The sequence below is a fragment of the Primorskyibacter flagellatus genome (assembly GCF_014638275.1).
Taxonomy (GTDB): domain Bacteria; phylum Pseudomonadota; class Alphaproteobacteria; order Rhodobacterales; family Rhodobacteraceae; genus Pseudooceanicola; species Pseudooceanicola flagellatus_A.
Map to the genome: position 1 here is coordinate 64,826 of NZ_BMFJ01000006.1, position 10,731 is coordinate 75,556.

At 60.9% G+C, this 10,731-nt stretch carries 11 protein-coding genes; 3 read left to right on the forward strand and 8 right to left on the reverse strand.

The features are described 5' to 3' along the window. Positions 1 to 72: 72 nt before the first annotated feature. Together scpB and IEV87_RS22440 are read right to left on the reverse strand one after the other, a co-directional pair. Positions 73 to 687, reverse strand: a complete 615-nt coding sequence (gene scpB, locus IEV87_RS22435) for an SMC-Scp complex subunit ScpB (RefSeq protein WP_188479850.1) — start codon at positions 685 to 687, stop codon at positions 73 to 75. Between the two features lie 2 nt (positions 688 to 689). Continuing rightward, positions 690 to 1,574, reverse strand: a complete 885-nt coding sequence (locus IEV87_RS22440) for a DUF1403 family protein (RefSeq protein ID WP_188479851.1) — start codon at positions 1,572 to 1,574, stop codon at positions 690 to 692. A 156-nt stretch (positions 1,575 to 1,730) separates the two neighbouring features. Between IEV87_RS22440 and IEV87_RS22445 the strand changes: the two genes are divergently transcribed. Then, entirely contained in the window at positions 1,731 to 2,828 is a 1,098-nt protein-coding gene (locus IEV87_RS22445; RefSeq protein ID WP_188479852.1) for a tyrosine-type recombinase/integrase, read from the forward strand. A 12-nt stretch (positions 2,829 to 2,840) separates the two neighbouring features. On the opposite strand, the gene repC is transcribed toward IEV87_RS22445, so the two are convergent. The 4 genes from repC to IEV87_RS22465 all read right to left on the reverse strand — a co-directional run bounded on the left by repC (position 2,841) and on the right by IEV87_RS22465 (position 7,068). Beyond that, complete coding sequence (gene repC, locus IEV87_RS22450; protein WP_188479853.1) at positions 2,841 to 4,133, reverse strand: plasmid replication protein RepC; 1,293 nt, start codon at positions 4,131 to 4,133, stop codon at positions 2,841 to 2,843. A 241-nt stretch (positions 4,134 to 4,374) separates the two neighbouring features. Next, on the reverse strand, positions 4,375 to 5,322 hold the full coding sequence (gene repB / locus IEV87_RS22455) for a plasmid partitioning protein RepB (RefSeq protein WP_229737800.1): 948 nt from the start codon (positions 5,320 to 5,322) through the stop codon (positions 4,375 to 4,377). Positions 5,323 to 5,345: 23 nt separating this feature from the next. Continuing rightward, the gene (gene repA / locus IEV87_RS22460) at positions 5,346 to 6,530 is read right to left on the reverse strand and encodes a plasmid partitioning protein RepA (RefSeq protein WP_188479855.1); all 1,185 of its coding nucleotides are present in this window, start codon (positions 6,528 to 6,530) and stop codon (positions 5,346 to 5,348) included. A gap of 199 nt (positions 6,531 to 6,729) precedes the next feature. Then, positions 6,730 to 7,068, reverse strand: a complete 339-nt coding sequence (locus IEV87_RS22465) for a DUF736 family protein (RefSeq protein WP_188479856.1) — start codon at positions 7,066 to 7,068, stop codon at positions 6,730 to 6,732. 588 nt (positions 7,069 to 7,656) lie between these two features. Here IEV87_RS22465 and IEV87_RS22470 point away from each other — a divergent pair. Continuing rightward, positions 7,657 to 8,049, forward strand: coding sequence for a type II toxin-antitoxin system RelE/ParE family toxin (locus IEV87_RS22470; RefSeq protein ID WP_229737801.1), 393 nt, complete (start codon positions 7,657 to 7,659; stop codon positions 8,047 to 8,049). After that, positions 8,046 to 8,339: a helix-turn-helix domain-containing protein gene (locus tag IEV87_RS22475; protein WP_188479857.1), complete on the forward strand. Its 294-nt coding sequence runs from the start codon at positions 8,046 to 8,048 to the stop codon at positions 8,337 to 8,339. The genes IEV87_RS22470 and IEV87_RS22475 overlap by 4 nt, the downstream gene beginning before the upstream one ends. Positions 8,340 to 8,348: 9 nt before the next feature. Here the strand turns inward: IEV87_RS22475 and IEV87_RS22480 are convergent, their stop codons facing one another. Both IEV87_RS22480 and IEV87_RS22485 read right to left on the reverse strand, forming a co-directional pair. Further along, positions 8,349 to 9,260, reverse strand: a complete 912-nt coding sequence (locus IEV87_RS22480; RefSeq protein ID WP_188479858.1) for a DUF2493 domain-containing protein — start codon at positions 9,258 to 9,260, stop codon at positions 8,349 to 8,351. Positions 9,261 to 9,572: 312 nt separating this feature from the next. Then, entirely contained in the window at positions 9,573 to 10,619 is a 1,047-nt protein-coding gene (locus IEV87_RS22485) for a DUF7146 domain-containing protein (RefSeq protein WP_188479859.1), read from the reverse strand. Between the last annotated feature and the right edge of the window lie 112 nt (positions 10,620 to 10,731).

A 10,731-nucleotide genomic window follows, 5' to 3' on the forward strand; every position in this document is an offset into this window, starting at 1 on the left:
AAGATTCGAAACCATGGTGAGGTAAAACAGTGCTCTCTCAGATCCTTAGCGCCCAACAAGATCGGCAACTCGCTATCCGAAATCGACTTGTGGTGCTTCGCCCACAACCCCGGCATCCACCAGCTGCTCCCGATCGGGAAGATCGCGGAGGCTATCCAACCCGAACGCGACAAGTAACTGCTCGGTCGTCACGAATGTATAGGGCGCCCCGCGCCGAGGCGACCTTGGCCCGGTCCCGATCAGGCCACGCGCATGCAGCCGCCCGATCAGCTCGCGGCTGATTTCCTTGCCGAAGATGTCTTTGAGGCCATCGCGGGTGATCGGCTGGTGATAGGCGACGGCCGCCAGGACCGCGATGTCGAATTCGCTCAGGTCCAGCAACTGATCCCCGACATCCGCAGCCGCGCGGATCGCGGGCGCATAGGCGGCTCGCGTCCGAAACATCCAGCCGCCGGCGACTGGGGCGATCTCGAACGCCCGCCCCTCCAGATCGGCGGCCAGATCCTCGACCAGCAGATCGACCGTGGCCCCCTGCCCCACCACTCGGGCCAGATCCTCGCGCGGGACCGGCGAGGCAGAGGCAAAGAGCACCGCCTCGATCCGCCGCATCCATTCGCGCCAGCGCAGCTCCGGCGGCAGGTCGGCGAGTTCGCGGTCAAGATCGAGGTCGGAACGATCCTTCGCCATCCCTACACCCCGTAGAGCCGGAACGTGTCGCGCCCGGTCAGCTCGCGGACCGCGCCAAGATCGACCAGCCGGTCGCAGAGCCGCCGCGCGGCGCGATCCGGCAAAGGCAAAGTCGACGGTGCGACAGCGTCGCGGGTCAGGAACATCTCGACGGCCTCGCCAGCGCCCTTGGCCCGAAGCTTCGGCGCGACGGCGTTCAGATGCGCCGCCCGACGCGCGAGATCGGCGGCAAGGCGCACTGCCTCGACCGCCGCAAAGATGAGCGCCCGATGACAGGCCAAGCAAAGGTCATCGCCTTGCTTGCGCAGGTCGGCGCGCTTCAGGCCCGGGGCCAGCAGCGGCACGAGACGGTCCCAACCAAGCGCCTGCGCGAGGGCCGCATCCGCGAGGATCAGCCCTGCTACGTCTGCGCGCGGCGCCTCGCGCAGCACAGCCTCCAACACCATTGCGGCACGGGTCACCGGCCCGCCTTTCCCCGCGTCGAGCCAGGTTGCGATCGGGCCCGGCTCGAGGGTCGGCAACGCCCGGCCCAGAGCTTTGATCGACATCGGCCGCTCCACCGCGCGCCGCCAGGCCAGGCAGGTTTCGCCCGCCGGTCCGGGCAGATCGCCGGGTCGCAGCAGGTGCACCGCGTCGCGCAGCTCCCCTGCCCGCTCCGGCCGCCCAGAGAACGCGATACAAGCCCCCGCAGCGCGCAACGCCAACCGCGCCCTCAACAAGGCTTGCGTCACCTCCGCGCGTCCTAGCACAACATGCAGGTGGTTCAACGCAGCGCCCGACAAAAACGCAACATCTTCAATGGTTTCAGCGCGTGCAGATGTGACCCAGGCGGGCATCCGGGGTAACGTGTCGAGGTCGCTGATGGGGTCCGGCCGGGCAAAAGTCATGCCTGAAGCCTACACTTGCGCGGCGCTTTCTGCCAGAAAATAGCAATCTAACCGCCCCACCTTGCGTCTTTCACTTATGTCCAATAAGTTTGCCTTATCGGACATAAAAAGATATGCTAGGGAAAAGTTCAATTTCATCGCTGGATTATCAGGAAAATGGCCTCAGAGACCGAGAAATCGACGTCAACGCCCTCTGATGAGCTGGATGATGCTCGCATCGACGACAGAGATCAAGAGGAAAGCGATGGCATTACTTTGCCGTCCCATGTCGCTGGCTCCGGCACGCTTGACCGCCTGGTCGACACGGCCCGAGACTATGCGCGCGCCGCTGCATCGGATAACACGCTGACAGCTTATGCAAAGGACTGGGCGCATTTCGCGCGCTGGTGCCGGATGAAGGGTACGGAACCGCTGCCGCCCTCTCCAGAGATGATCGGGCTCTATCTTGCCGACCTGGCGTCCGGATCGGGCCCCTCCCCTGCCTTGTCAGTCCGCACGATAGACCGCCGCCTGTCAGGCCTCGCCTGGAACTACGCGCAGCGGGGGTTCACCCTCGATCGCAAGAACCGGCACATCGCCACGGTGCTGGCCGGGATCAAGCGAAAGCACGCGCGCCCACCGGTCCAGAAGGAAGCCATCCTGGCCGAGGACATCCTCGCGATGGTGGCCACTCTTCCTTTCGATCTGCGCGGGCTGCGGGACCGGGCCATCCTCTTGCTCGGCTACGCCGGGGGTCTGCGCCGCTCGGAAATCGTCAGTATTGATGTGCACAAGGACGACACACCGGATTCCGGCGGCTGGATCGAGATCTTCGATCAGGGCGCCCTCCTGACCCTCAATGCCAAGACTGGCTGGCGCGAGGTCGAGATCGGGCGCGGATCCAAGGATCAGACCTGCCCTGTACATGCACTCGAGCAATGGCTGCACTTCGCGAAGATCGACTTCGGCCCAGTCTTTGTTGGCACTTCCCGTGATGGCAAGAAGGCCTTGGAGAACAGACTGAACAACAAACATGTGGCCCGGCTGATCAAGCGCACGGTCCTGGATGCCGGCATCCGGTCCGACCTACCCGAGAAAGACCGTCTCGCGCTGTTCTCTGGGCACTCGCTGCGTGCTGGCCTCGCCACTTCCGCAGAAGTCGACGAACGCTACGTCCAGAAACAGCTCGGTCACGCCTCCGCCGAAATGACCCGCCGCTACCAGCGCCGCCGGGACCGGTTCCGCGTGAACCTGACCAAGGCCGCCGGTCTCTGACCCCCTGCCCCATCATGCCGCCAGCCCGCTGAGCCTGCCATAGAAGCTGCGCTCGAGATGCAGCTCCCCTGCCCCGGCCTTTTCGACCATGCCACGCAGATAGCCACCCGGTGAGGACACTTCGCCCGCGCAATGCTTCTCAAAGACAAGCGCCAGCGCCGCTGTCGCCACCTGTTTGCCCAGCCGGTCTTGCGCTACGTTCCAAGCATGCTCGGACACCCCGATCATCGGCCTGAGTTGACCAGCAACCCGGTGCAAATCGCCCCAATCCTTCAGGAACCCGCCCATATTGCGGGCCCAGGACGCGAATTCAGGACAGGCTTGCATGACAGTAGGCAGATCCAGCGCCGCACGCTTCTTGCGCACTTCGGCCACCCATTCTTCCAGCTCCCTATCAACCTGGTCTTCGGGTTGAGCATTCGGCACCACGGTCGCGACTTCCTCAGTTTCTGAGGAATTACAGGTTACAGGATTAAGTTGGTTTGTAGTTAGTATATGAGGGTCAGAAATGACCTCCCTGGGGTTCATTTTTTGAGTCTTCTCAGAAACTTGTCCCATGGTTTCAGGCGTGTTTTCCACAGGCTCAACGACCTGAGTTGCCTTGAGATAGGCTGCCTCGACACGCTCCTGAAGCTCCTTGAACCAGGTTAGCAGCCGCACGAGCTGTTCTGAAGCTTCATGGCGGCGAGGAAGCCGGTCCAGAAGCTCATCAAAGAGGCCCGTGAACTGCGTCCAGGGCCCTCGCAGCGCGCTGCTGACGGCGGCTTCGATCCGAGCGCGGATCATACGGCGTGCCACCGTGATCTGGCGCTTCAGGCGCTGACAGAGTTCGCGCTCGGCCTGCAAATCGGCATGCAGTTCCTCGAACTCTTCGACACGCGCCGACAGCGGCGACAGATCGAAGCCGTAAGCCTCGACAATGCGCCCCTCGGCGTCCCTGCGACCCCACCGCTTGCCGTTGGGGCTGTCCTGGAAGGAGATCACGCCGATCTCTGCCAGGCGCCGTGCATGGCGCTTGAGCGCGGAGAGCGAGAACCCGGTCTGCTCCATCAGATAGGCGTTTGACGCCCAGACGATCGGGCGCTGCCCCTCCTCCCAGTCCTGGGCCTGCGTAAAAGCCCCGAGTGTGTCGAGGAGCATCATGTCTCCGGCCTTGAGGCCAATGTATGCACCGACCCGCTTTACGGCCACGAAGGCCCGTGTTTTGGGTACAGCTACCTGTTCACCGGCTTGGGCAAGCTGCTCTGCGGCAGCGAGACCTGCTGAGGCTTTGCGCCAACCGGAGGGCTGCCATGCGATGGACATATCACTCTCGTGCTGAGGCATGCCTGCCTCAGTCGCTCCAGACGGAGCACTACTGAATTTTTCCATACTTTGTCAGCAGACAAAGAAATCCCGTTCGCTCAGAAGCGTTTTCTCTTGTATGGCGATTCGCTGGCTGCTAGATTCTAGGTGTCTAATCTAAGAATTGCGCTCTGCGCAGCAGCCCTCGAAGCTTCGGTTTCGGGGGTTTTCTTTGTTTACCTTTCCTCCTTTCTGCTCTTCCTCACTTGTCATCCTCCGAGTTTACATCTGTAAATTCGGTGTAGGATCTCTTGATGATTTCCTCGAGATTGCTCTCAAGCCAGCTTGCGAACTCGGCACTTGTGCCAGACTTCTTCACCGAAAGAGACACGCTCCCTCGGCCTGCTTTGATGACAACGCCGTCCATCGGCGTAATCTCACGAGGACCGCTGGATACTTTCGTTCCGCGCTTGCTTGCTTCCTTGATCAGCGCTTCCAACCGCTCATCAGACGTCGATGAGGTGCTGGTTTTGGCCAGCAGATTGAGCGCGATCTTCTCGGTGAGCTTTCGTTCGAGGAACAGCTCGGCCAAGTCCGTCCACCTCGGCCGGCCGGACTTGGGTGCCGATCCAATCAGGTCTCCGACTCTGGACGGGACATTCTGCGTCACCTTCGTCAGGTGCGAATGGCCTGATGCAGAAAGATTCAAAACTTGGCGCACCGTCGCGCTTTCGTGACCCGCGGCTTGGATAGCTTCAGCAAAGCGTGCCTTTTCATAGAACGAGAGGTTGCGACGCGCCGCATTTTCCAACCCTTTGGCCAACAAGGCCGTGGCGTCATCGACATCCTGAACGTTGGCACGGACTTTAATGCCGAGCTCCCGGCAAGCTTTCAATCTGCGGCGACCATAGATCGCTTCGAAGCGCCCCTCGGCAGCTTTGGAGCGCCGAACGAGGATTGGCACCTGTTGACCGCCTTCGCGGATGCTGTTCTTGAGCGCCTCAAAACCCTCATCGTCATCCTCGACGTTTACAGCTGTAAACTCATCAAGCCGATCCTTGGGGCCCCAATCGTCGATCAGACCAGGATCGATCTCGCGGATAGACGCAAGTGACCCCTGAAGAGCCCCTAACGCAGGCGCGCTCGTCTTGGGGACCCTCTCGGCCGAAGTGCTGCTGGAACGCGCGATGGTGTTCGCGATGCCCGACATGTCTCGAAGGGATTTCCTAGCCATTATTTACGCCCCCATGATTGGTGGATCATGACTTCCACTTCCTGTCCCACAGCATCCATCGAGCCTTTCGCGCGATCGTAGGTCGCGCGGGTCATTTCCGAGCGCACAACCTCATAGATGGACTGCTTGAGCATGGTTGCGTCACTGATCGCAGTGCTCTTGAGAGCGGTCGCAGACATGACGCGGTCTTGGAAAAGCGCACGCATAAACGAGGTCAGCTGCTGTGAGGGAACATCCGTCGGCTCATCCCGAGTGATCAGGAACTTGAAGTGATCATACTGCAGCGTCGCGCCTGCATCCTCGATTACCCCCATGTAGGCACCGGCGAGTTCGAGAAACTGAGCGGTCGACGAAACGTCCAACATCGAAGGCGTTAGAGGTACAATCAGAGAGCTCGCCGCGGCCATTCCAGCGATTGTCAAGAAGCCCAACTGGGGCGGACTATCCATCAAGACAAGGTCGAAATCATCCTCAACTTGGGACAATGCATTTCGGATCCGCGTAAAGAACGGCTGGTCGGGGTTCGAATGAACTGCAGATTCAGTCTCGAACTCAGACAGCATGAGTCGCGACGGCGCAATAGAAAGCCCCGGGAAGTAAGTGGGAACAACGACATCGGCCATGCTGACCGGATCGTCGTAGCGGATCGCGTCATAGACAGTCAGCCCATCAAACTCGATTTCCGGGCTGATGCCGCACATGGACGTGAGTGATCCTTGAGGATCAAGGTCAACGACCAACACTCGATAGCCGCGTAGCGCGAAATAATGCGCAAGATGGATACTCGTGGTGCTCTTACTCGAGCCGCCCTTGAAGTTCATCAACTGCCATATTTGCAGTTTCTCATCACCAGACCGACGCGGCAGATACCGTCCTTTCTTGCGTGATGACTTCTCTAGGATCTCGCGTGCATCCCATATCTCTTGCGCCGTGTAATAGCGCCGCCCTCCACGAACATCCTCGGGCTCTGGGATCGTTCCCTCTGAGTGCACCTTGCGCATGAACTGACCGGAGACCCCAAGAAGTTCTGCCGCCTCAGGCGCAGAAAAAGACCGTAGCGTCTTGGTGCTATCTGGGGCAAAAGCAGAGAGGAGGTGTTCCCGGATGGCAGCGTTCAACCGCTCGGAAATATCTGTCGCGAGCGCTGAAGGCTTCTCGTTTGCCAGCGGTGTCACAGGAATCATCTAGTTGCCCCAAAATCGAAAATGTGGCCTTTTTCGCGCCACTTGGGGATAAGAGCCGTGATTCACGGCGCTAAGTCAAGATTTTTCCTCTATATAGTGTCTATTGAAGCAGGAAGAGACTACATGCGCGGACCGCGCTTGCCCTGGAGTTTACAGCTGTAAACGGGTTGGCAGAGGTGACCCCCTGCCAACCCTTCACTCACGCGGCGTCTTTGGGACCCCAGGGGATGACGGCCTGCAGGGACAGATCGTCCTGGTTCGCGGCCTTGCCGAGGTTGGCGTTGAAGCCGTGGTCGCGGATGGTCAGCGTGTAGTAGTCGGCGCCGGTCTCCTTGTTCTGTTTCTTCCAGATGCCGCCGCACTCAACCAGCTTGCCGCGCGGGGAGCGGCCGAGGACGCGGTGCGTGGGGGCCATCGGGTTCGTGCTCACGACGGGTTCGACCGTGATGTCGAGATCAAAAGTCAGGGTCGAGATGGAGCCGATGCCCTTGACGGTTTCGATGTCGGCGCTGGTGAATTTGATGCAGTTCGTGGTCATTGCTCTTCTCCTTGTTTGCGTTGCAATGATGGTCACCTTGCAGCTGGCCAAGGCCCGGCCACACCGAAGGTGAAGCGTGAGCGGAGAGGGGCAGGCGCCGGTCTTTTTGCCTCGCGAGGAATGGCCCGCAGGGACAGGGGAAAAAGATCGGTGACAACCTTTGTGGGTGGGACGACAGCTGCGACCAGCATGTCATGCAACTCAGACAAAGGGAGAAGCGCGGTGGCCGCGAAGGAAGCAGGGGAACAGCTGAAGGAGATGCGACAGAGGTTCTGGTCCATCTCAAAAAAGAACCTGAGAAAAGACATGGGCCAGACTTCAGAGTAGCGCGCCCGGGATGGCCTGCCGCAATCAAGGTCATCGCTGCAGCGTCCACGATGCGGACGAACACTCGATGCGCTCGAGGCGAAAAAACGAAGGGCCGAGCCGTTAAGTGACACCGCAACCCTCCATTATTATGAAACGACATACCGGTCGGTCGGATCTGTCATTCTGAGCAAAGGGACACATGGCCAGGGTAGCCGCGCGCATCTGACCGCGCATACCGATTGGTCCGGCAACCGTCGCCGACTTGCCCTTCAGGTGTGCATGCTATACGTCATTGACACATATGCCGCCGAAACCTATATGGAACTGATAATGACGCGATTGCAGACAGTGGTCGAACTGCCCGAATTCCAAAGGCGCGCCAAGGCAATCATGTCGGACCAGGAACGTGAGGCGGCGATCAACTTCATTGCCGCCAATCCGGAAGCGGGCATTTCTCTTGGTGGCGGGTTACGCAAAGTCCGCATCCCGAGAGAGGGGAGCGGCAAGAGCGGCGGCTTCAGAACGGTGTATGTCTTTGGCGGGACCCATATGCCGATCTTTCTGATCACGGTCTTCGCCAAGAATGAGAAAGCCAACCTGTCGAAGACCGAACAGGCTTCGGCGGTAGAGATGAGCAAGGCGCTTGTCGCGAAATATGGAGACGCAACATGAGTGCATTCGAATCCGTATCCAAAGGCCTGGAAGAGGCTCTGGCCTTCTCGACCGGTGACTTGGCAGGCGCCAAAGTGCATGAAGTTTCTGTTGCCGAGGTCGATGTCGCCGAAGTTCGGCTACGGACTGGCCTGTCCCAGGCAGAGTTCGCCAAAAGCATTGGCGTCGCGAAAGGCACGCTGCTGAACTGGGAACACGGGCGTCGGCAGCCGACAGGCCCGGCACAGGTTCTGTTGGCACTGATCGCCAAGAAGCCCTCTGTGGTTCAGGAACTCCTACGCGGCGCGTGAACCGGGGCCTTAGACCCCGATCCTCTTGATGCGGATCCCGAGCTTCCGGGCCTTGTCGACGATGTTCTCTGTGATACCCGAGCCGGGGGTGGCGATCAGACCCTGCGGCATGGTCTCGAGCATCTTGTCATTGCGTTTGAAGGGGGCGGCCTTACCGTGGCTCTTCCAATCAGGTTTGAAGACCACTTGGGTGACACCCCGCGTATCTGCCCAGCGGGCGGCGATCATCTCGGCGCCTTTGGGCGTGCCGCCGTGAAGCAGCACCATGTCGGGGTATTTCGCAAGGGTGGCATCGAGGACGGACCAGATCAGGTCGTAGGCCTGATAGTCCCCGCCCGAAAAGGCGATCCGCGTACCTTCGGGGCAGTGCACCTCGGTCTCCTTGCGGCGCTTGGCCGAGAGATAGGCCCGGCTGTCCACCACGGCGGAAGTGAGGCCGCGATGCGAGACCTTGGATCCGGTGCGGGGCAGCCAGGGCGAACCCGTGGCGGCCGAGAAGTGGTCCACGGCCAGATCGCGCATCTGCTCGAAAGAGTCGCGGTGGTCCCAGAGCTTGAGCCCAATCATCTGGAGGCGCTCGAGCTCGACCGAGGCGACCTCGGAGCCGTCCTGGATGGCCAGACTCTCCCGGACCTCGAATTCATTGTCGTCGAGAAGCTTCTGGATATGGGTCAGCCGGCGATGGAAGATCGAGGTGAGCGACCAGAGCATCTCTTCGAGAGTGTCTTCCAACTGGCTGCCCGTGAGGAGGCCAATGGTGGTGTCAAAGAGGGTCGCCATGGCGAGCTCAACCTCATTAGGTTGGGGCAGGGGGCGATGATCGGTCTCGCCGGGCCCAGGTGTTGCGCCATGAAGTGCGAGGTGGTCGAGGATGGCGGAGGTCACGCCGGTTTCCTCTTGGATGTCTGTCTGATGGGGCATTGTCTGGTTCCTCTGTTTGATCTGACCCGATTTGGATGGGGCGATATCAGGACCGGCGGCGACCGGGCCGCATCCGCCAGGATCGGAGCGCAGCGGAGAATGTGACCCGGGCCGGAAAATTGTTCCCGCGAGGAATGGGCCGACGCGGCCACGCGGCGGGGCAGGGGAATTTTCTGGTGCGGGGCGCATTGCTGCCCGGGCGAGGGGCACTCAGCCCCGACCCGCCGGTCCATCGCTCCCCTTATCCAAACGGGATCAGATCGAGCCTGCGGAACCTTTGCCCCCTCAATCATCACGAGAAGAGGCTGGCGCTCACCCGTCCTCGATCTCCAGACCTTGCGCCTTCATGGCCTTGAGCAGGGACCGGCGCAGCGCATCCTTGCCAAAAGCCCGCAGATCGTCGTTGAAATCGCCCATGCTCGGCACGAGATCACCACAAGCAATTCCAAGCGATTCCGGTTGGTTACGCAATCTCATTGATGCGTTCCGTCCAGCTTCGTCATTGTCTCGCGCGATCCAGATACGCTTGATCTCCGGCGGTGGGATGAAGAGGCCGAGGTGGGTGGCAGTGAGACAAGAGGCGAGGTCAAACTCCGGGAGAGCCGTGCCGACTGAGAGGGTGTTCTCGAGACCTTCGCCGATGATGAGATCGGAGCGCGCCTTGCCGGACCAGAAGCGGATGGCATGGCCATGCAGTTGCCCCAGGATCCGTTTCGGGTTCTCGATCGCGGCCAGGCCGCCGGTGGACAGGTCAAGATAAAAGCGCGCGCATCCGGTGATCTGGCCCCGATTGTCGGTGATCTTTGCGAGCAGGGCAGGGGCCTTTTGTGGCAGATCGGGGTCGTCCTCGCCGTGGCCCAGAAAGACCCGCGGGTGATAGCGCAGGGCAGGACCGAAGCGCGAGATGCCGCGCCCCTGCAGATAGCTGGCGGCCAATGTGCCGAGGATCGGCTTGCCAGCGGCAAAGAGCTTGCGCGCCCGCGCAATGCGTTTGCTGGAGGCAGCATCGGGGCGCTCAGCCCTTTGGGTTTCACGAGATACGGCAGGGCAGGGGGCCTCGCCCAGAAAAGACCGGGCTTCTCTCAGCGTCTCTTTGAGTGTGACCGACCCAAGCCGTTCCTGCAGCAGGTCGATCAAGTCGCCATATTCGCCCGTCGCGAAATCCTGCCAGGACCCGGCTTTGCGCCCGCCTTCCCCCTGTAGCCGGATTGCAAGACTCTGACCCTTTGCGCCCGAGGTGTCGCCAACTTGCCAGTAGTTGCCCTGCTTGCGCCCCTCGGGAAAATACTGGCGGCAGAAACTCTCGGCGCGGGTCGCTAGATCGGCCGAGAGGTCTGCGATGCTGCGCTGCGCACTCATGCGGCGGCATCCGCGGCGCTTGCGCCAACTGGATGCTCGGCAAGCACCCGCGCCAGCACGTCAATGCCGTCCACCGGAATGAACACCCGCGTCTTCCACTGGATCACCTCGG

Excerpts from the sequence above, each read along its gene's own strand:
- scpB (WP_188479850.1), bottom strand. The coding sequence starts at position 687 with ATGGCGAAGGATCGTTCCGACCTCGATCTTGACCGCGAACTCGCCGAC.
- IEV87_RS22440 (WP_188479851.1), bottom strand. The coding sequence starts at position 1,574 with ATGACTTTTGCCCGGCCGGACCCCATCAGCGACCTCGACACGTTACCC.
- IEV87_RS22445 (WP_188479852.1), top strand. The coding sequence starts at position 1,731 with ATGGCCTCAGAGACCGAGAAATCGACGTCAACGCCCTCTGATGAGCTG.
- repC (WP_188479853.1), bottom strand. The coding sequence starts at position 4,133 with ATGTCCATCGCATGGCAGCCCTCCGGTTGGCGCAAAGCCTCAGCAGGT.
- repB (WP_229737800.1), bottom strand. The coding sequence starts at position 5,322 with ATGTCGGGCATCGCGAACACCATCGCGCGTTCCAGCAGCACTTCGGCC.
- repA (WP_188479855.1), bottom strand. The coding sequence starts at position 6,530 with ATGATTCCTGTGACACCGCTGGCAAACGAGAAGCCTTCAGCGCTCGCG.
- IEV87_RS22465 (WP_188479856.1), bottom strand. The coding sequence starts at position 7,068 with ATGACCACGAACTGCATCAAATTCACCAGCGCCGACATCGAAACCGTC.
- IEV87_RS22470 (WP_229737801.1), top strand. The coding sequence starts at position 7,657 with ATGCTATACGTCATTGACACATATGCCGCCGAAACCTATATGGAACTG.
- IEV87_RS22475 (WP_188479857.1), top strand. The coding sequence starts at position 8,046 with ATGAGTGCATTCGAATCCGTATCCAAAGGCCTGGAAGAGGCTCTGGCC.
- IEV87_RS22480 (WP_188479858.1), bottom strand. The coding sequence starts at position 9,260 with ATGCCCCATCAGACAGACATCCAAGAGGAAACCGGCGTGACCTCCGCC.
- IEV87_RS22485 (WP_188479859.1), bottom strand. The coding sequence starts at position 10,619 with ATGAGTGCGCAGCGCAGCATCGCAGACCTCTCGGCCGATCTAGCGACC.